This is a genomic window from Streptomyces sp. NPDC060035 (assembly GCF_042736635.1).
Classification (GTDB): domain Bacteria; phylum Actinomycetota; class Actinomycetes; order Streptomycetales; family Streptomycetaceae; genus Streptomyces.
The window spans coordinates 191,288-209,403 of sequence record NZ_JBHWVO010000005.1; the positions used below are offsets into that span (position 1 = coordinate 191,288).

An 18,116-nucleotide genomic window follows, 5' to 3' on the forward strand; every position below is an offset into this window, starting at 1 on the left:
GAGATGCGCCTCACGCTTGCTAGTGAGAAAATATTTGTGCGAGTTTAAGCAGAAGAGCCCGGCATGGCAAAGGGGTCTAAGATGATGGATCCATCCTTCGGGAACTCGGCTCCTGAAATCGAAATTTTGCGCGAAAAGGTAGTTTACGAAAACAATTATGGCCAGCTATATGACGATGACGTTCGCTTTAGCTCATCCAACGCACACGGGACGTATGTTCGGTGGGTTTGGAAAGTTCCTTTTTCCGTCGCAGTATTGCCCCTGGTCGGGGAGTCGAAGGCCCTTCTCATTAAAAGCTATAGGCATGCCGCTCGCAAGGTAATTCTCGAGGCAGTAAAGGGGTTTGGGGCTAACGCGGCAGATCCGAAGACAATAGCCCGCGCGGAAGCCCGCCAAGAGGTCGGATTTGAGTGTTCTTCGCTCGAGTATGTTGGCGCACTCGTAGCCGATCCGGCCTTCAATTACCACCCTACTCATTGCTTCCTAGGCTGGGGGCTCCTTACGGAAAAAGGAAGCCCCGAAGAGAGTGAGGTGATAGAGGGAGTTGAAGAAGTCGACATCTATTCCACAACATCGCTAATGAAATCGGGAAAGTTGCAAGATCCCATCACTTTGATTCTTTTGTGGCAGGCGCAACAACGAGTGGGCGAGGAATATGGAACGCCAGTCAGCAGGGCTCTACGTGACAGAAGCTGATCCACATGCGAACCTACTTGGCGTTCGGAGATCTCCACTGAAAGGCAGACAACTACGCGCGTACATAGTGCAGCACTGCCTGTTTTTCGACGAACTTCTGGTGGGCGACTCTCAGCTGAACAACAATCCCTATTTGCGCTCACTGATTTGGTCCGGAGAAAATCCCGTAGACTCGGCACCCCAAGACCTGTCTCTTCTTCTGCACTATGGGTATCTGCTTCCCGCAGTCCGAACAGGCATGACGCTACACGATGTATGGGGTGATCTTGTAGGTCGAGGCGTACCAGAAACCCCTAGCAGCGATGCTTACATAAGGTTCGTAGAGACCGAATTGGATGGTCGGGAAAAGGGATACGACACTGGTGACGTAAGTCGACTATTTCGAGACCAGGTCCTAAGTTCCCTAGATCAGAATAGCTCATTGCGTGTCGCGCCTGATGTCAAACGTTTGGCGTACGATTACGTTAGTGCCCGAGATCCGCTGTACTTCATTAGGCTTCGCAGGTGGCTTCAAAGAAAAGTAAATCAAGGCGAAGTCACGCAGTGGCAGAAGAATCAAATCGATAAAGCGGCTAGGGCGGCATACAGGCTCAATATACCAAAATCGCTGCACGTCTCTACTGATATCCCTGTGTCTCCGAGCCGATTTTGGACACCAGTAGATATTCGTATGGGAGATAGGCCCACGCGACGTCACACCCCTACGGAGCAACCCCATACTTGGAGCCTCCCACCCTTTGTGCTGTCGCGAAAGATCTTTGCCACCATGCCCGCCGATCTATTGCCTTCCATCAGGAGTGAAAGCTCGCGTCGCAAGGTTGTGGAAAGATTGGCAAAGTTCGAAAAAACGGGAAATGTTGACGAAGATAAACTCGTTGACGAGCTGGACGCCTATTTCCACCACATCGACAGAATCCTACTAACTGATGCTCCGGGAAGCGTCAGAGACGAATACCTTGCACTGAAGAGACGCCAGAAAGTCGGCACCAGTTTGGTGATTGCTCACAATGAGGCCTGGTCGATCATCGGCATAATTCCAGACCCCACTCTGGCTCTGGTGTCAGCATTCTATGGATTGCTCATAACCGCGTTCGGTTCGATCCAGCAAATCCGTCGGGCATGGAGTGAAAAAGGGCCCCTCGAGGATGGCATCGCAGTCGGCCTCATGGCCGCCGAGCAAGCGGCGGCGAGAGGCGATCTAGTCCTCAGTTCACCGAAAAAATAACTGCGCTTTCCAGCTTGGTGACTCCATCGACAATTCTTGTGACTGACCGCTATCCCCATGACTCCCCCGTCTCATGGGACCGAATGGGGCACGTCCACGCGGTCGGCGGGCGACTTTGGCCGGAAGCAGCTTTGGGGCGAGTGATAAACGGCCCGTGCTGCCGGTGAGTCGGGCAGTCTGTGGAGCTGCCCGTTAAAGCACGACGTTGGGGCCGTGATCTTCGAGGCTCGCCCCAAAGTGGCTGGCTAAAATGGTGGAGCCGGCCGCCGCAGCCAGAGAGAGCTTCTCCCACTTCATGGCCGCTGCCGCTAGTGCGGGGCCGGGCGGCGCCAGCCGGGGCGAAGACAGGAGGAGGGCCGTGCCGTAGAGGCGGCGCGCGCCCGCGCTGTGCGCGGGCCTTGATGGAGTAGGGGCAGTTCTACCGCGCTCGCACAGTGACTGCTTTCAAGATTGTGATGCAGGAGCACGTCACGGTCCTCTGACCTGGGATTAAGCACTTTGCAGCCTTGGGACTGGCCTCTCTGGCCCACACATGGCTCACCTCGAGCCTTCGACCACCCGCCGACGGATTTCCACCAACACGCTTTCCAACTCTGCAGGGTCGTGTTCGCCCCAGTTCATGCGCGTCCACTGACCAGCTCAGGGCCGCGCATGCTGAGGAGCTGAACGACCAGGTACGGCTGCGAACGAGACTACGGATGAGACTGCGGCCCGCGCAGGTCTACCGCGTCCTGCGGATCTTGCGCTTCTTCGCCTTGGCTTCCTTCTCCTTGCGTTGCGCAACCCCATAGGCCGACCAAGGCCCCTGGTGCTTCGCGCAACGAGAGGTGCCGACCACGGCCAGGTTCCGGCAGGCTGTACCAGCTTTGGTGCGAGCACCACATCTGGACTGAGATGCCATTCCATACCCCCTGCCTGAGACCTGGTAACGCCAGACCCAGACAGGCTCCCCTATGGCGCCTGCGCAGGGGGAGGCGCATGCGTGGGGCATGGAAGCACGGTCGGATCGAGTGGTGGGTGTCCCGGCCGGTCTTGAAGCCGTGGTCCAGGAGTCCCGTACGGAGCTCCTGCCCGCAGTGGGTGAGACTCAGATCGATAGCGCATTGATGATCATATAAGCGAGCAGAATTGCGTAACCCATGGTGAACAGCAGGGGCATAGATTGCTCGGCGCTGGTGAGGCGCAAATATTTGCCGTGCTGGCCCGACCGCACGAGAGCATGCCATTCCCCTTGAGAGTATGCGCGGGCAGGTAGCTTTTCTTCGAGTACCTCGATCACCGCATATTTTGCCTTATTGAGCAAGCGGTATGAGCGCAAAGTGTGGAACCAAACGAAACACTGCCCACACAGTATTAGGATGACAATCGACAACGCGATGGAATTAAGTCCTTGGTCGATTTTTGGTGCGAGCGCCGCAACGGTGCTAATCGCAGCCAGGTTCAAGGTAAGGAAAAAAGAATTGGTCAACCCTCGTCTCGTGCTAATCCGATCGGCCATTTCCACGCATATCTTGTACTGTTCAAATATCATCTGCTGCTGGGAGCTTGAGTTCTCAGGCCCCTCGGCCTGTGAACAGCTAGCGTTCCAAACCGCATCACGTAGTTCTTGCGAAGGTCCGGACATGAGCACCTAGTCCTCAATGGTGTGCATGAAGATGTGAAATATCGGGGCTACTGCCCGATCTCAAGGAAGTGGCGATATGCGGCATGCACTTCGTACCTTTCCTTTCCCCCTCCACGCCGCGAAGCCTTCCGCGCTAGAATCTTGAATTTCCTCAGATCGTCCGCCCTGTCGGGGTACGCGAAGTTATTATTGCTGATCTCTATGCCGAGAAAAGAAATCTTCATAAGCTCCTCTAGGTACTCACCTGCGTGATCTGCACCCAATCCGGGGATTTCTTCAATTAGTTCCAGCACTTCCGCCTTGGTTACCACAGAGGGCAATCCGGAAAATTCGTATACCACGTCCTCCAGTTTATGTATCGTTGATCCATATTCAACGATGAGAGCGTCGAGGGCAAACTTGCTGTAGCTCTTCCCTGCCTCTCTGATGTCCTCAGGTTCCACCCGTGAGTGTCGAGCATTAGCGGCGTTGAAGACAGCGGCCTTGCAGAAAAATACGAGATCTCGGGGCCTGTGTAGAATCGTCGAGAGGATATGGTCAAAGATCGGCTGGTCGCCGATATGTGAGCAGAAGAAGCGGTCCCAAAGCTCGTCCGGTTCTGTCCCCTTAGGGCGCACGGATAGATATCGTTCATCCATGACCCGCTTCAATAGATCGGGTTGGTTCCAATCAATCCTCTTCGTGTTGATTTTATCTGGCTCGCGGGCTTCCTTAATGACTTCATCATAGATGTCAGATCTAAGAAATACGCTGATTGTTACGTGCACGGATTGAAGTCGGTTATTTTCCTTTTGGAACTCCTCTGCGATTTTACTTACAGTGCTGAGCAGTCCTACGAGCAGCACCGCCTGTGACTTGAGCTCGGCAGATTTCCTCCAACCGCTGTCGAGATTGTCCACTAGCAAAGCTACGCGATGGCGGTCACGCAATGCGTCTCCGAGCAGACGTCGAAGATTTCCGACGAACTTCCCCTGTAGAGCCTGTGTAATACGTTCTCGCTGCTTCTCAATGGAGAGCTTCGGGGTAACCTCTTGCAATTCCTTGCGGACGGAATTGATGACGCGCTCTAGACGCACCGAAAAATCATCCGATATGTCGTTCTGATGCAGATAGTCTCTAAGCCTCGCCATGGGAGTTCCCTCGCCGATGCCGGCCGGAAGTTTGTCGGCAGCGGCTACGGCCTCAAGCGAGATTTCTGAATAAAGCAGGAATCGCCAGAAGCTTTCCACTAGGAAAGATTGGTTTCCGTCGCCACCAATGGATTGGAGTACGCCCACAAGGCCGTCCAAGTCGTAATTGGTAGGGCGGACTACGCAGACCAAGTTCCGCTTATCGTAACGCAAAACTTGCGAAGCTCGAATCATGTTCGCGGACTTCCCCATGCCCTTTCTTCCGACGAACACAACACTACTTTCGGTCAGCACCGCCTCGTACTCTGCTGTCTCAACGAAATACTCGTCTAGCGTGTCAGACTCATTCTCGGCAACATACTCGCCAAATTTCAAATCTTTAAGCTCAGTGGCAAGTTCTATTTTAGGGGTAGGTGTCTGGCGTGCTGAGCCTTCCTTCCTCCAGGCTTGGAAGGAATCTGAAAGCCACAGCTGCAGCCTTTCCGCGAGTCGCTTCTTGTTGTGGTAGGTGTACAGGATGTCTTTGTAGTCAACCGGCCCTCGGTATTCTTCCCCAACGACTACGAGCAACGGACGTTCGAGCCCTCTCGCCAGGCCAGCGATGAAAGCACTCCGGGAATTATGTATGCGATTCTGGTCGTGACTTTCTCCTGACATTTGGAGCAGTGTGGCAGCGGACGAGTAAACCGCGTTGACATACCAAGCGAGTGGCGCTGAGCCCTGCTCTGCTGGATCTGCGATCGTTACCTTGGTCCCTAGGTCACTTTCCTTTGCGATCATTCGGCGAAGATTTCGCTCAGCCTCGGAAGTGTGATAGGTAGGCACATAGAATACGGAATTTTTGGACGTTCGCTCAAGAGATTGGGATATGTCATCCCAGAGCGTCTTCTCGCTCGCCGCCGTTATCCCGGCCATGAACCTAGCAGCTAGCTCGCTTCCATTCTCGTAGAAAATGCAACCGATAGTGGAGAAGATATCAAACGTCTTCCAGTCGTGAAGAGACTCCTTAGACTTGCAGACCGACAGGACGATATGCTTACGCTGGCTAAATGCGTATCCGACTTCGAAAAGCACATTTTGGCTCAACGTTGTCACATCGAATAGGCAAATAGTGCTTTCGTTGATGTCCTGCAGGACGGTCTCTATTATGATTCGTCCGGTGGCCGGGTTCTCCTCCCATGTTTTCGCGTCGGCGAAGCCGCTCCTATTTATCACTGTCGCCGCATTTTGAATCTCTTGGGAGACGTCGACAGGATTCTTTGAGTAACCGAGAAAGACCTTGTAGTCCATGGCGCCCCCAAAACTGGTGCTGTCGCCTCGGGTGAAATCCCCTGGTGTTCGTCATCGGGGGACTCCCGTCAACGCGTAGCTGCTACCCCTGATCCCCAATTGCTCTAGCTTAGACAGGGGGTAGCTGGTTTGGGTGCTTTCCCGCAGATTCGGCTTAGCGGAGACGTCAGATGCTCATCCAGTCCAACCATCGCTCGCCCTATCCCAAGTAGGGCTGAGGCGGAGGCCTCAGACGATCCTCTGACCCGCTCGCTTGCCCGGGACGCCACGTGCCCTGGTGGGCTACCCATACCGTTGGAAGGGCGTGGCAGAGTTGGTTGGGCTAAGAGAGGAACGAAGCGTGCCGCAGCAGGTGAACCCGCGGGGGACCTTTCTGAAGATCGCAGCGGCAGTCAGGGGGCAGATCGAGACCGATGATGGGTTGTCCGAACTACCTTCAGCTGCAGAGCTGATGCGTAAGCACGGTGTGTCTCGCGGCGTAGCCCTGCGGGTCTTCGCGGTACTGCAGAGGGAGGGGATCGCAGAGCCAGTGCCTGGGGGGCGGTGGCGAGTGGTGCGGTCTGGACAGGACATCGACCGTCGGTCACTCGCTGAACGTGTGGCGGAGGTGATTACGGATGACGGCCTCGCCGTTGGGGAAGCCTTCCCGAGCGCGACGGCTCTGAGCACCAGGTTCGGCGTCTCGCGACCAACCGTAAGCAAAGCTCTCGACAAGCTGGAATCCGCCGGCCTGCTGTCCGAGGCTCGGCAAGGCAAGCAGCGCTCGGTCCGGGCGCTGCCAAAGCGAACGGAGTCTCCGGAATCTTGACGACCACGGGATGGACCGATTGGGCCTACTCCCTCGCGGGCAAGCTGCTTGCCGAGCCGTTGCCGCGTCGGTGGGCGCATTCACAGGGTGTGGCCGAGCGGGCCCGGAGTATCGCCCCGATCCTCGGCGACGACGCTGAGCTGCTGGAGGCCGCGGCCGTACTGCATGACATCGGGTACGCGCCGGACCTTGCCAAGACCGGCTTTCACCCACTGGACGGCGCTCGGTATCTCCGGGACGTTGCGCACGCGGACGAGCGAATCGTGTGCCTGGTCGCTCACCACTCCTGCGCGTGGATGGAAGCCGAGGCGCGCGGGATGCGCGACGAGCTGGAAGCCGAGTTCCCGCGCGAGCACCCTGACCTTGCAGACGCGCTCTGCTACTGCGACATGAACACGACGCCAGACGGCACATCGACGAACCCCGTGGATCGGGTGAATGAGATCACCGGCCGGTATGGACCCGACAGTCTCATCGGGACGTTCATCCGTCGTGCAGAACCGGAGATCCTCGCCTGCACTGCGCGGGTCGTGCTGCGGCTCGCCGAGGTCAAGCGTCAACCGATGTAGGGCGCCGACCGCGCATCGTCCATGGCGTGCTCGATTCGGAGGCGCATGGTCGAGTGGATGTCGTACGCAGGCAGGTCCGCTGGGGAAATCCAGCGGACCTGAGTTGTTTCGTCGCTCGTTCGGACGTCGCCACCAACGGGGCGAGCGCGGAAGCAGATGCTGAATTGCTGCCGGGCCTCACCGTCGTCGTACAGCATCACGTGGCCAGGGTCGGTGTAGATCCCGGAGATGTCGATGACTTCGGCCTTGATCCCCGTCTCTTCCCAGACTTCGCGCACCACGGTGTCGCTGATGGACTCGCCGACATCGTGGCCCCCGCCCGGCAGAGCCCAACGTCCGTTGTCGGAACGCTGGATGAGCAGGACGTCCCCTGAGCCGTTCTGTACGAACGCCACGACGGACGGCACGACCGAGTTGGCCGGCGGGGCGTCGGGGTCGTGCAGGTAGTCGATGCGTCCCATGCTCAAGCTCCCGTGATGTCGTGATCCGCGACCGGGCGTGCGCTGCCCCAAGTCTGTTCGATGCTATTCGCGTAGGTGTCGAAGAGCCCACCGCCGGGAAGTCGCCGCAGGTGCAGGACAGGCGCCATGTACGCCCCGATGCCGTAGACGTGGGTGTTCACGAGCATCTCGTCGTCGGACCGGAAGAGGGAGTTGTAGAGCGTCCCGTCGTGCAGGCGAAAGCCGATGTCGGGGTGGCTCGTGTAGAGAGGGCGGTAGTTCACCAGGGCGTTACGAATCTTGCCGTCCATGATGCGGTGGCCCTCGTCTATGCCGCGTTGATGGACCGCCGCGCAACCGGGGTCTCCCAGCAGGATTCGGATCTGGGTCGCCCCCTGGACCTTCTTCTTCAGAAGGTCATGGAACAGCGGGTCTTCCGATAGCCACAGGCCGGAGTAGACGAGAACGTCGATGCGCGTCTCTGCGCGTTCGTAGATCTCACGCCACAGGGTGTTGGGCACCATATGGCGGTGCGGATAGATGGTGACGATCTCCGCTTTGCTCAGGTCAGTTGCCGTGTCCACGCTGCGGGAGTCGTCCCACAAGGTCGTGACATCCACCTTGAGCAGGGACGCGGTGGCGTACTGGTGTCGTCGGTACGGAACCTTCCCCTGAGTGATCCAGCGTTCGACCGTCTTCGGGTTGACCTCGATCGAATCGGCCAGATCCTGCACGGTCATGCCCTGCGCGAGCAGCGCCGACCGTAAGCGTTCGTTGGACATCGCAACCCCCGGTGGGACGTCTTGGGACCTCTTGAAGGTAGCGAGACGCATCCGAGCTGTCCACGTATGGGGTAACCAACGCCCCTGACCTGGGGCGATGCTGATGGTGCGCCAGGAAGTCCCCGGAGAGAGTCCCGGAAGTTCCGCCAGTGAGCTTGACGGCAGTCGATGCGGTACCTGTAATAGAGGTACTGCATCAGTCTTTGGGATCGCTCGCAGTAGGTACCACCTGCGCCCGGAGGGCCCCGTGAAACGGGTTCGAAGGAAGCGCCCGTTCCTTGACAACTGAATCGGGATTCGTCGCCTCTCCTGGCCCAAGTAGGCGGCGCGCGCGGTGAGAGCCGCGCGCTGAACAGTGCAGCTTCAACCACTCCGCAGCGCACATAACCGCTGCGGCCGGTTGCCTCCCCTGCCCGTCTTGTACGGGCGGGGCTGAGGGGAGCCGGAAGTACGGCTTCATCCCGGGCGGTCGCCTCTCACCACAAGGCCACGACCGCCCGGCCTCTCCGTCCCTTCGACGTTCTGGAGTTCTCCATGCGTGCATTCATCGGCGGCCATGAGGTCGTCTCGGACACCGACTTTGTGGAACTGGCCCTGGGTACCCCGGTCGAGCTGTGGCTCGGGGTGGAGGGCGAGAGCGAGATGGAGCGCGCGGCCCGCCTGGACGCGGCCCGCGACATCCTCGCCGACAACCCCGGCCTGCCGGACGACGTCAGCCGGGTCGCCGTCGAAGCGATCGAGGCGTTCGCCCCGGAGCTCTTCAACGTGATCCCGCTGCCGCAGCCCGCTCGCCGCGGCAGGCAGACACGCCGGAGCGGGGTAGCGGCATGAACGCCCCGACGCAGAGCACGGATCGGCCGGCGGTTCCGCCGCTGACCCGGCCGGAAATGGGCCTGGCCGGGTTCGGTGCGCTTGCCGCGGCCGGGGTCGGTGCACTGGGCTTGATCTCCTCGTTCGACGCGGTGTCCGCTGCCGCGCTGCGGTGGGGGTTCAGTGAGCCGTGGATGGTGCCGGTCGGGATGGACGTCTCCATCCCAGTGTTCTCCGTGGCGAACCTGCTGCTGATCCGGATGGACATGGCGCTGGCCTGGGTGCGGTTCGTGCCCTGGGTCCTCACCCTGGTCACCTGCGGACTCAACGTCTCGGCAGGCCATGGGATGTGGGCGAAGGTCGCGCACGGAACGATGCCGCTGCTGTGGGTGGTGTTCTCCGAGATCGGCGCGCACGTCTACGCGTCCCGGATCGGTGCGGTCACCGGTCGGCGCATGGACAAGATCCGTGCCTCGCGGTGGCTGCTCGCTTTCCCCTCCACCTTTGCTCTGTGGCGCCGGATGACGTTGTGGGAGATCACTTCCTACGCCGATGCGCTGGCCCGCGAGCGGGAACGCGTACTGGCCCGTGCCGAGCTGCGCGAGCAGCACGGCCGTCGGTGGAGGTCGAAGACACCACGCCGCGCACGCGTTCTGCTCAAGCTCGGGGAGATCAGCCCCGAGAGTGAAACGCAGGTGCCGGCCACCGAGCCAGAGCCGCAGCCTGAGCCTGAAAGCAAGCCGAAGCCAACTGCGAAGCGGCCCGCACGCAGGGCCCGGGGCAAGGCGAAGGGGAAGCGGACTGCGGACGAGATTCTGTCCGAGGCTCGGGAGATCACCACCGCGTGGCCGGCCGCGGCTTTGACCGCGGACCGTATCCGTACCAAGCTGCACGTCTCGCAGGCCACCGCCCGAACCCTGCGCGACGCACTCAAGGCCGAGCGCACCGCCAGCCACCCGCTGTACAGCGTCGACCCGCTCACCGAGCACGACAACGGCAGTGAGCAGGCCGGGGCGGTGGCGGCATGAACACCCTCTTATCCGCTCTCGCCGCTGCTGGGCCGCTCGCGGCCGGGTGGTCCGTCCACACCATGTGGATGCGCCGCCGCCTGCACACCGCCCGCCTCGATCCACTGACCGGGCTCCGCACCCGCGATGGCTTCACCCGCCGCGCCACGGTCCTGCTCAAGGACCCGCGGGCCGTGGTGGTGCTCGCGGACGTCGACCGCTTCAAGCAGATCAACGACACCCACGGCCACGCAGCGGGGGACACCCTGCTGCAAGCGACCGCGACCCGGCTGGCCCACTACGTCGGCCGGACCGGCGTTGCGGGGAGGCTCGGGGGTGATGAGTTCGCCGCCGTCGTCATCGACGATCACGGCACTGTTGGGGACCTGCTCGCGGTGCTGCACGGCGTACTCGCTCGCCCGGCGTCCAGCCTGGCCCCGGACGTGCGCACCACGGTGTCGCTGGGCTGGGTCCGTGCCGAGGACCACCCGGGTGAGAATCTCTCCACCCTGTTGCGGCGGGCTGATGAAGCCATGTACGCAGCGAAGCAGGGGCGGGCCGGGGTTCGCCGGGCGGGGCTCGGCAGGCTCTTCGCGACGTGGTCCGGACGCCGTGCCGGCCGACGTGGCGCGAGCGCCTCGAAGGCGGTGGCGTGATGACCCTGACCTACGCCAAGTGCTACGACCCGACCGGCGCCCGGCACGGGATACCGACCTTCCCTTGGTGGCTCGCCCCGGACGGCTACGCGACCCGCCGCCAACTCCGGGCCCGCGGACTGCGGCCCGGCGGCCAGCAGGTGCAGGCGCAGCTGATGCGCCGCTCCCGCGGCCGGAAGTCCGGCGTGCTGATCGCCTACCTCTACCGCATCGACATGGCCAAGCCCGTACGCCCGATGACACCAGGCCGCGCCGCAGCCCTCGACAAGGCGATGACCGCCCGCCGCACCTGCCCCGAATGCCGAACCGATGCCGGGTACTGCATCCCGACCTCGCTCGGCATGTGCGTGCCCTGCGCCTACCCCGAAGAACACCGCGTCGCCTGACCAACCCCCCTTCCTGCTCGGCTTTCGAGGAGATCAGTCATGCCCGAGAACACGACGGTGACGTACGAGTGGCGCGCGACGGTGATGACCGTGAACGGCGTCGGCTCCCGCGAGAGGACCTATGCCGGTAAGGCCACGGGAGGCCCCGGCTACAGCACCGAGGACGCCAAGAAGGCGGTGTCCGCGTGGCTGTGCGAGAGCGGCGTGCACGGCGTCCTGTCCTACTTCACCGCCGCCCGCACCGCGCGCTGAACCTGCACTGTCCGCCCAGCGGGGTCCGGACGGTCGGCCGTTCAAAGCGCCGTCCGGACCCCTTCCAACCCCTGTTGTCCGGGAAGGACATTCAGTGAATCACGACGACGAAAGCGAACTCTTCAACCGACTCGAAGCCGACATGAACACCGCCCCCGCACCCGACTCGGGTGGCGAAGTAGTCGACCTCGACAAGGCGCGCTCGGCCCGGACCGAGTCGGCCGACCATCGCGCCGACCGGTCGGACGACTCCTCTCCCACCGGCTCCGGTGGAGAGTCGGCTGATCTGCACCCGACTCAGTCGGGTGCTGGTTCGGGTCCGGTGATGGTGGATGGTCCGGCCCCGGCGGGCCTCGGGTTCATGGACCGTCTCAAGGACGCCAAACGCCGTCCGGTCGTTCCGATATGGCTGAAGTCCACGACGGAACTCAAGTCAGCCACCGGCTGGGTGGCCGGGCACTACGGCCACAAGGCCGGATACCACGCCCTTCGATCCCCGGTATACGTAGCCCGGCTGGCACTGCTCTCGCCCCGCGGGGCCGCGAAGTTCATCGGCGGCACGATGCGGTGGGTTGCCGACCGGGAGGGGGAGCCGGTCCGACTCGCATCCGTCCGGCGCGAGGACGCAGCCGAGTACCTCAAGCTCTCCCGCCAGCGCGACGGGCGCGTACGCCTGCGGACCCTCGTGACCACGCTCGCCCTGGTCGTCGGGCTCGGCGCCGCACTCGCCATCTACGTGCTGGCCCCCGGCTGGCTTCAGGCCGTCTCGGTCACCGCCCTGCTACTGGCCCTGGGCCACGCGGGTCGGCCCGAGGACGCACCGGTCATCACCAGGGCGGTAGACCTGCCCCAGGTGCAGCGTCTGACCTCGGACATCGTGGCCCGGGCGTTCGCTGCCCTGGGCATCGCGGAGATCAACAAGCAGGCAGCCAAGGGCAAGCCCGGTATCGAGTTCAAGGCCCCGATCCAGCGGGACGGCAAAGGCTGGCGCGCCGACCTGGACCTTCCCTACGGGGTGACGGTCTCCGATGTGCTGGACCGCCGGGAACGGCTCGCCTCCGGCCTGCGCAAGTCGCTGGGCTGTGTGTGGCCGGAGCCCGTGCCCGGGGAGCACCCCGGTCGGGTGATGCTGTGGGTGGGGGACCAGGACATGGCCCGTGCCCCGCAGCCGTCGTGGCCGCTGCTCAAGACCGGTGCGACGACGCTGTTCAAGCCGGTTCCTTACGGCACGGATCCGCGTGGCCGGCAGGTCGGGTTCGACCTGATGTACGCGAACTTCCTGACCGGAGCCATGCCCGGCCGCGGCAAGACGTTCGCCCTGCGCATCCTGCTCCTCGCAGCAGCCATGGACCCCACGGCTGAGCTGCACACCTGGGAGTTCAAGGGCACCGGCGACTTCTCCTCGTTCCAGCCCATCTCCCACTCCTACGGCTCCGGCCCCGGGGACGACGCCACGGTCGAGGGCTGCGTGGACGCTATGGAGTACGTCTACGGCGAACTCGACCGCCGGGCAAGGGTGATCAACAAGCTGCCCAAGGACATCTGCCCGGAGAACAAGGTCACCCCCGCCCTCGCGGCAAAGAAGTCGCTGGGCCTGCACCCGCTGGTCATGTCCATCGACGAGTGCCAGGAAGTGTTCACCCACGAACGGCTCGGCAAGAAGGCCGCCGAACTCGCCACCGCCATCATCAAACGGGGCCGCGCCCTCGGGGTGATCCTGCTGCTCGGCACCCAGCGCCCCGACGCCGACTCCCTGCCCAAGGCGATCAGCGCGAACGTCGGGATCCGGTTCTGCCTTCAGGTCATGGGCCAGCCCGAGAACGACATGGTGCTCGGTACCTCGATGTACAAGAACGGCATCCGCGCCACTTCGTTCACCGCCGCTGACCTGGGCATCGGCTACCTGGTCGGAGCGGGGCCCAACCCGCAGATCGTCCGCTCCTACTACATCGACAACGCCAACGCCGAAGTCATTTGCCAGAAGGCCAAGGCCGCCCGCGCCGCGGCCGGCACACTCCCCGACCCGGACGCCCCCAAGGCCGAGAAGGTCGCGGACACCCTGCTGGCCGACATCCTCGCAGTCGTCCCTGTCGATGAGGCCAAGGTGTGGAACGAGACGGTCGTGGAGCGCCTGGCCGAGCTGCGGCCCGAACGCTACGGCGACTGGGCCCGCATGAGCGGTGAGGAGCAGACCGCGCACCTGACCGCAGCCCTCAAGCCCTACGGCATCACCGCCGGGCAGATCGGGCGCCGCATCGAAGGCAAGTTCGTCAACAAGCGCGGAATCAAGCGCGACGACATCACCACCGCAGTAGCGGAGCGTAACCGAAATCGGGACGCGAGCTGACTGCCCGGGGCTGCTATCGATAGCGGACTGCCCCGCTATCGATAGCAGCCCCGATAGCGGCCTACGCGAGCCCTGATCAGGCAGCTAGCGCATAGCGGCCCACCTGCGAAAACCCCTGAAAACCGCCTCTGGAGGCCCTTCATGTCCCCTGCCCTGCTCACTATCGGCTTCCTGCTCGCAGTCACGTTCTGCTACATCGGGCTGTGTGCTGCCAGCCCGTTCGGTGACTGCCGCAAGTGCCGCGGCTGGGGCTTCGCGATGAAGATCGACCGCAGGGGCCGCACGAAGCGCGGCAAGGACTGCCGACGCTGCAAGGCCACCGGCAAGCGCATACGCGTCGGCCGACACCTCTACAACGTCGCCGCCCGCCTGCACCGCGACGGCACCCGCTAACCACGCGGGGGACCGGCGGTCACCCGCCCTGAGGCGATCCCGACCATGTCAGGCGCTCGCCAGCGTGGCCGCCGGTCCAAGCCCCGAACTTGCGAGCACCCGGGGCCCCCGCACCCTACCCAGCACTCCCGATCGGCCTCAAAGGAGTTCCCGTCGTGGCTGTCACCGTCTCCCTGGTCCTGCTCTTCGGACTGGTCCTGTTCTTCCTGCTCCGCTCCAACACCCTCGGCTACGGCGCCGCGTTCATCGCCGTCATGTTCGGGTTCTTCCTCGCCTCCACCGGCGCCTCCGGACCCATCAACGAACTCACAACCGCCGTCGTCGATGCCATCCCCGACCTGTGAAGGGACCAACCATGAACGAACTCCTTGTCCAACGCCACTGGGTCGCACTCGCGGCCCCGAAGGTGGCACCGGCCGTAGCCACCTCCACCCTGCTCATCCTGGGCCGGATCTGGAACGCCAACGGCGCCGAACACTCCACCGGCAACGCCGTGTTGATGGTCGTCCTCGCTGCTGGTGCCGCAACGGCCGGCGCGTTTGCCGCCGCGGGCCGTGGCGGTGGTGACGGGGTCATCGCCGGGACCGCGTTCGCCACCTCCGGCGGGCTCGCCCTGGCAGGCGTCGCCGGATACGCCGATGGGCTCCCGCTCCCGCTGCTGCTGTGGACGCTCGCCACCACGGCCGCGTACGGGATCGCGGCCCGGTACTGGCGCACCGACCGCCGCGGCACCGTGGCGTACGAGCGGCAGACCGCTGTCCGACGCGAGGAGCACGCGCACATCGAGCGGGTGGAACTGCTCCGCAGCCGCACGCAGATCGAGGTGGCCCGCGAAACCGGCGCATACGCCGAAGCACTCGCAGCCGCACTCACCGCCCGCGCCACCCTGCCCGGCTTCGACCCGCAGGCGCTCACCCGCGCAGGACTCCCCGAACTCCCCGCCATCGACCGAGCCAAGGAGCACTGACCCATGACCGACACCACCCAGTGGCCTACCCCAGAGACGGCGTACGCCAAGGCTCCGGGCATCGTTCGCGAGATCGGGTGGACCGCTCAGGCAGCGGCCGACAAGCCGTTCGGAACCCGCATGGGCCGAGATTTCTGGCTTCGCAAAGCCGCGCTCCTGGACCGCATCGCACTGGCCGAGGAAGCCGAGAGCCGCGGCGGAGACGCCACCGGAGCAGCCGAGTGCGCCGCCGCACGGCTCATGGACGTCGACGACTCGGACGTCATCTGCGACCCGCGCCACTACGTCCGCCAGCAGTACGCCCTGTGGGTCCGAGAGCAGTAGCTGTGCCCGGGGCGGTCGCCTCTCACCACAAGACCGCGACCGCCCCGGCTCTCCGTCCCTTCGACAGAAACAGGAGAACCACCAGCATGACGCATGACCACAACTCCGCGCTGCTCACCGCAGCACTGGACGCAGCACGCCGCGGCTGGCACGTCTTCCCACTCATTCCCGGTGATAAGCGCCCCGCCATCCGAAACTGGGAGGAGCGCGCCACGACCGACGCTGAGCGAATCGCCCGGTGCTGGTCGCACGCCCCCTACAACATCGGCGTCGCAACGGGCCCGTCCGGCCTGGTCGTTGTCGACCTCGACACCCCCAAGAATCCCGAAGACCTTCCGCCGGCCGAATGGTCCCGGCCCGGCATCCGCAACGGGCTCGGAGTGCTGCTCGCCCTGTGGGAGCGCCACGATGCCGACGGGCTCGGGCAGCTGGTGATGTGCGAGCCGTTCGACGGGTACTGCGAGATGGCGCCTGCCGCGCACATCGTCAAAACCCCCAGCGGCGGCATGCACCTGTACTCCGGGGCCCCGGACGGGACCGAGCTGCGCAACACCGCGGGCAAGCTCGGATGGAAGATCGACACCCGTGCGCACGGCGGCTACGTCGTCGCCGCAGGCAGCACCATCACCGGCCGCCCCGCCCCGTACACCACCGTCCACGACGCTCCGGTCGCACCACTGCCCGGCTGGATGACCGACCTGCTGCGCCCGGCTCCGCTGCCCCCGCAGCAGCCCATCACCGTGGCGCTTGCCTCCGACCGGCGCGGCAAGTGGCTCCGCGGTGCGGTCGATGCAGAGCTGAAGCGGGTGACCGGAGCCCCGAAAGGCGGGCGCAACAAGGCCCTGTACATCGCCTCGATTGCGCTCGGGCAACTCGTTGCTGGGGGAGAGCTGGGAACCGGTGAGGTGACCGCCTGGCTGACCGACGTGGCCCGGCAGGCTGGGCAGAGCGAGCGGGAAGCACAGCGCACCATCGCATCCGGTCTCCGAGCCGGAGCGAACCGGCCGCGGCAGGTGGCGGCATGAGCGCGTCCCCGATTCCTCCGCTGCACCTGTACTCCGTCCCCAGCGGCCCGCAGCCCGCACCCACGGCGCCGCCGGTACGAGAGCGGACCCGGACCGCGTGGACCGCTGATCAGCTCATGGCAACGGAATTCCCCGAGCCGAAATGGGCCGTGCCCGGCATCATCGCCGAAGGCGTGACCCTGCTCGCGGGACCGCCCAAGGTCGGCAAGTCCTGGCTGTCCCTCGGACTCGGCCTGTCCGTCGCGGCCGGAGGCCGCGCATTCGACTCCGTGCCCGTCGGCGGCGGCCCGGTGCTCTACCTCGCCTTGGAGGACACACCGCGCCGTCTCCAGAGCCGCATGGGCAAGCTATTGGGCGGTCGGCCGGCACCGTCCGGACTGACGCTCGTAACCGAATGCCCGCCCTTCCCCCAGGGCGGCAGCGAAGCCATCGCCCAATGGCTGGAGCGCAATCCCAACGCGCGAATGGTCGTCATCGACGTGTTCGCCAAGATGCGCGGACAGGCCCCGCAAGGCGTGTCCGCCTACGACGCGGACTACGTCTCTGTCGGCTACGCCAAGCGGCTCGCGGACCACTACGGCATTGCCGTGGTCCTGGTCCACCACGTCCGCAAAATGGCCTCCGAGGACTTTCTGACGGAGGTCTCCGGCACCAACGGCATTGCCGGAGCCGCAGACGCCACGCTCGTACTCAAGCGGGCCCGCGGACAGGCCGACGGCATCCTTCACGTCACCGGCCGAGATGTGAGCGAAGCCGAATACGCCCTCCAGTTCCAAGAGGCATCGGGAGCTTGGCATTTGCTCGATGGTCCTGCTTCCGATCACACCGTGGGCGACACCCGGGCCGCGATCCTGCGGTACGTGCGGGCGAACCCGGGAGCCAAGCCGCGGGACATCGCAGAAGCGCTGCCGGGAGCCGACGCGGACACCGTGCGCCGCACGTGCTCGCGCATGGCTGCTGACGGACAGGTCACCAAAGATGGCAGCGGCCGGTACTTCCCGGACACCGAGACCCGGACACAGGCCGCACCGGAGGTGTCCCAGCTGTCCGACTGTCCGGTTGCCCCATCTGACCAGCAAGAACTACCCGGACAGTCAGAAGAGGAGCTGTCCGGGCTGTCCGGTTCCGGCACGGCAGAGCGAGGAGAGCGTCTTGCGTGAGAGGTATCTGTCCATCCCGGAAGTGGCTGAGCTTCTGGGCACGACCGAGCGTTTCCCCCGACGGCTCGTTGCCGAGCGGCGCATCACCTTCGTAAAGGCCGGAACACACGTCCGTATCGCGGAGAGCGTCCTCTTCGCCTACATCAAGGCGAACACCGTCGAGCCGATCCGTCCCCGTCGCCGCGCAAGGAGGGCTGCGTAAGTGCCGAAGAGGGGCCCGAAGAA

Annotated in this window: 21 protein-coding genes; 17 read left to right on the plus strand and 4 right to left on the minus strand. The window is 63.6% G+C overall.

Going from position 1 to position 18,116, the window contains the following annotated elements:
* Window positions 1–81: 81 nt before the first annotated feature.
* Together ACFWBQ_RS10055 and ACFWBQ_RS10060 are read left to right on the plus strand one after the other, a co-directional pair.
* Window positions 82–696: an NUDIX hydrolase gene (locus tag ACFWBQ_RS10055; protein WP_385486091.1), complete on the plus strand. Its 615-nt coding sequence runs from the start codon at window positions 82–84 to the stop codon at window positions 694–696.
* A gap of 766 nt (window positions 697–1,462) precedes the next feature.
* Window positions 1,463–1,921: a hypothetical protein gene (locus ACFWBQ_RS10060; protein ID WP_385486093.1), complete on the plus strand. Its 459-nt coding sequence runs from the start codon at window positions 1,463–1,465 to the stop codon at window positions 1,919–1,921.
* A 1,087-nt stretch (window positions 1,922–3,008) separates the two neighbouring features.
* Here ACFWBQ_RS10060 and ACFWBQ_RS10065 read toward each other — a convergent pair.
* Together ACFWBQ_RS10065 and ACFWBQ_RS10070 are read right to left on the minus strand one after the other, a co-directional pair.
* A complete protein-coding gene (locus ACFWBQ_RS10065; RefSeq protein WP_385486095.1) occupies window positions 3,009–3,425 on the minus strand; it encodes a hypothetical protein in 417 nt (138 codons plus the stop codon).
* Between the two features lie 167 nt (window positions 3,426–3,592).
* Window positions 3,593–5,965: a P-loop ATPase, Sll1717 family gene (locus ACFWBQ_RS10070; protein ID WP_385486097.1), complete on the minus strand. Its 2,373-nt coding sequence runs from the start codon at window positions 5,963–5,965 to the stop codon at window positions 3,593–3,595.
* A gap of 451 nt (window positions 5,966–6,416) precedes the next feature.
* On the opposite strand from ACFWBQ_RS10070, the gene ACFWBQ_RS10075 reads away from it, so the two are divergent.
* Both ACFWBQ_RS10075 and ACFWBQ_RS10080 read left to right on the plus strand, forming a co-directional pair.
* The gene (locus ACFWBQ_RS10075; protein ID WP_385486483.1) at window positions 6,417–6,773 is read left to right on the plus strand and encodes a GntR family transcriptional regulator; all 357 of its coding nucleotides are present in this window, start codon (window positions 6,417–6,419) and stop codon (window positions 6,771–6,773) included.
* Window positions 6,770–7,342, plus strand: a complete 573-nt coding sequence (locus ACFWBQ_RS10080) for an HD domain-containing protein (RefSeq protein WP_385486099.1) — start codon at window positions 6,770–6,772, stop codon at window positions 7,340–7,342. The genes ACFWBQ_RS10075 and ACFWBQ_RS10080 overlap by 4 nt, the downstream gene beginning before the upstream one ends.
* Here ACFWBQ_RS10080 and ACFWBQ_RS10085 read toward each other — a convergent pair.
* The gene (locus ACFWBQ_RS10085; protein ID WP_385486101.1) at window positions 7,330–7,803 is read right to left on the minus strand and encodes an NUDIX domain-containing protein; all 474 of its coding nucleotides are present in this window, start codon (window positions 7,801–7,803) and stop codon (window positions 7,330–7,332) included. The two genes, ACFWBQ_RS10080 and ACFWBQ_RS10085, sit on opposite strands and share 13 nt — an antisense overlap.
* A 2-nt stretch (window positions 7,804–7,805) precedes the next feature.
* The gene (locus tag ACFWBQ_RS10090) at window positions 7,806–8,564 is read right to left on the minus strand and encodes a helix-turn-helix domain-containing protein (protein WP_385486103.1); all 759 of its coding nucleotides are present in this window, start codon (window positions 8,562–8,564) and stop codon (window positions 7,806–7,808) included.
* Window positions 8,565–9,098: 534 nt separating this feature from the next.
* On the opposite strand from ACFWBQ_RS10090, the gene ACFWBQ_RS10095 reads away from it, so the two are divergent.
* The 13 genes from ACFWBQ_RS10095 (at window position 9,099) to ACFWBQ_RS10155 (ending at window position 18,093) form a co-directional block, all read left to right on the plus strand.
* Window positions 9,099–9,395: a hypothetical protein gene (locus tag ACFWBQ_RS10095; RefSeq protein WP_385486105.1), complete on the plus strand. Its 297-nt coding sequence runs from the start codon at window positions 9,099–9,101 to the stop codon at window positions 9,393–9,395.
* Window positions 9,392–10,402, plus strand: coding sequence for a DUF2637 domain-containing protein (locus ACFWBQ_RS10100; RefSeq protein ID WP_385486107.1), 1,011 nt, complete (start codon window positions 9,392–9,394; stop codon window positions 10,400–10,402). Before ACFWBQ_RS10095 ends, ACFWBQ_RS10100 begins: the two co-directional genes overlap by 4 nt.
* On the plus strand, window positions 10,399–11,037 hold the full coding sequence (locus ACFWBQ_RS10105) for a GGDEF domain-containing protein (protein WP_385486109.1): 639 nt from the start codon (window positions 10,399–10,401) through the stop codon (window positions 11,035–11,037). Before ACFWBQ_RS10100 ends, ACFWBQ_RS10105 begins: the two co-directional genes overlap by 4 nt.
* The gene (locus ACFWBQ_RS10110) at window positions 11,037–11,423 is read left to right on the plus strand and encodes an RRQRL motif-containing zinc-binding protein (RefSeq protein ID WP_385486111.1); all 387 of its coding nucleotides are present in this window, start codon (window positions 11,037–11,039) and stop codon (window positions 11,421–11,423) included. The genes ACFWBQ_RS10105 and ACFWBQ_RS10110 overlap by 1 nt, the downstream gene beginning before the upstream one ends.
* A 39-nt stretch (window positions 11,424–11,462) precedes the next feature.
* On the plus strand, window positions 11,463–11,675 hold the full coding sequence (locus ACFWBQ_RS10115) for a hypothetical protein (RefSeq protein WP_385486113.1): 213 nt from the start codon (window positions 11,463–11,465) through the stop codon (window positions 11,673–11,675).
* Between the two features lie 94 nt (window positions 11,676–11,769).
* On the plus strand, window positions 11,770–14,022 hold the full coding sequence (locus tag ACFWBQ_RS10120) for a cell division protein FtsK (protein ID WP_385486115.1): 2,253 nt from the start codon (window positions 11,770–11,772) through the stop codon (window positions 14,020–14,022).
* Between the two features lie 141 nt (window positions 14,023–14,163).
* The gene (locus tag ACFWBQ_RS10125) at window positions 14,164–14,415 is read left to right on the plus strand and encodes a hypothetical protein (protein ID WP_385486117.1); all 252 of its coding nucleotides are present in this window, start codon (window positions 14,164–14,166) and stop codon (window positions 14,413–14,415) included.
* Between the two features lie 155 nt (window positions 14,416–14,570).
* Window positions 14,571–14,759: a hypothetical protein gene (locus tag ACFWBQ_RS10130; RefSeq protein ID WP_385486119.1), complete on the plus strand. Its 189-nt coding sequence runs from the start codon at window positions 14,571–14,573 to the stop codon at window positions 14,757–14,759.
* Window positions 14,760–14,770: 11 nt separating this feature from the next.
* Window positions 14,771–15,382 carry a hypothetical protein gene (locus ACFWBQ_RS10135; RefSeq protein ID WP_385486121.1) on the plus strand — a complete coding sequence of 204 codons (612 nt, stop codon included), beginning with the start codon at window positions 14,771–14,773 and terminating at the stop codon, window positions 15,380–15,382.
* Window positions 15,383–15,385: 3 nt separating this feature from the next.
* On the plus strand, window positions 15,386–15,706 hold the full coding sequence (locus ACFWBQ_RS10140) for a hypothetical protein (protein WP_385486123.1): 321 nt from the start codon (window positions 15,386–15,388) through the stop codon (window positions 15,704–15,706).
* 86 nt (window positions 15,707–15,792) lie between these two features.
* Entirely contained in the window at window positions 15,793–16,731 is a 939-nt protein-coding gene (locus ACFWBQ_RS10145) for a bifunctional DNA primase/polymerase (RefSeq protein ID WP_385486125.1), read from the plus strand.
* A complete protein-coding gene (locus ACFWBQ_RS10150; protein ID WP_385486127.1) occupies window positions 16,728–17,891 on the plus strand; it encodes an AAA family ATPase in 1,164 nt (387 codons plus the stop codon). Before ACFWBQ_RS10145 ends, ACFWBQ_RS10150 begins: the two co-directional genes overlap by 4 nt.
* Window positions 17,884–18,093, plus strand: a complete 210-nt coding sequence (locus ACFWBQ_RS10155) for an excisionase family DNA-binding protein (protein ID WP_385486129.1) — start codon at window positions 17,884–17,886, stop codon at window positions 18,091–18,093. Before ACFWBQ_RS10150 ends, ACFWBQ_RS10155 begins: the two co-directional genes overlap by 8 nt.
* Window positions 18,094–18,116 lie beyond the last annotated feature (23 nt).

Coding starts and splice junctions, on each gene's coding strand:
- ACFWBQ_RS10110 (WP_385486111.1), top strand. CDS start 11,037: ATGACCCTGACCTACGCCAAGTGCTACGACCCGACCGGCGCCCGGCAC.
- ACFWBQ_RS10145 (WP_385486125.1), top strand. CDS start 15,793: ATGACGCATGACCACAACTCCGCGCTGCTCACCGCAGCACTGGACGCA.
- ACFWBQ_RS10140 (WP_385486123.1), top strand. CDS start 15,386: ATGACCGACACCACCCAGTGGCCTACCCCAGAGACGGCGTACGCCAAG.
- ACFWBQ_RS10095 (WP_385486105.1), top strand. CDS start 9,099: ATGCGTGCATTCATCGGCGGCCATGAGGTCGTCTCGGACACCGACTTT.
- ACFWBQ_RS10100 (WP_385486107.1), top strand. CDS start 9,392: ATGAACGCCCCGACGCAGAGCACGGATCGGCCGGCGGTTCCGCCGCTG.
- ACFWBQ_RS10135 (WP_385486121.1), top strand. CDS start 14,771: ATGAACGAACTCCTTGTCCAACGCCACTGGGTCGCACTCGCGGCCCCG.
- ACFWBQ_RS10125 (WP_385486117.1), top strand. CDS start 14,164: ATGTCCCCTGCCCTGCTCACTATCGGCTTCCTGCTCGCAGTCACGTTC.
- ACFWBQ_RS10075 (WP_385486483.1), top strand. CDS start 6,417: ATGCGTAAGCACGGTGTGTCTCGCGGCGTAGCCCTGCGGGTCTTCGCG.
- ACFWBQ_RS10085 (WP_385486101.1), bottom strand. CDS start 7,803: ATGGGACGCATCGACTACCTGCACGACCCCGACGCCCCGCCGGCCAAC.
- ACFWBQ_RS10055 (WP_385486091.1), top strand. CDS start 82: ATGATGGATCCATCCTTCGGGAACTCGGCTCCTGAAATCGAAATTTTG.
- ACFWBQ_RS10105 (WP_385486109.1), top strand. CDS start 10,399: ATGAACACCCTCTTATCCGCTCTCGCCGCTGCTGGGCCGCTCGCGGCC.
- ACFWBQ_RS10060 (WP_385486093.1), top strand. CDS start 1,463: ATGCCCGCCGATCTATTGCCTTCCATCAGGAGTGAAAGCTCGCGTCGC.
- ACFWBQ_RS10150 (WP_385486127.1), top strand. CDS start 16,728: ATGAGCGCGTCCCCGATTCCTCCGCTGCACCTGTACTCCGTCCCCAGC.
- ACFWBQ_RS10070 (WP_385486097.1), bottom strand. CDS start 5,965: ATGGACTACAAGGTCTTTCTCGGTTACTCAAAGAATCCTGTCGACGTC.
- ACFWBQ_RS10090 (WP_385486103.1), bottom strand. CDS start 8,564: ATGTCCAACGAACGCTTACGGTCGGCGCTGCTCGCGCAGGGCATGACC.
- ACFWBQ_RS10115 (WP_385486113.1), top strand. CDS start 11,463: ATGCCCGAGAACACGACGGTGACGTACGAGTGGCGCGCGACGGTGATG.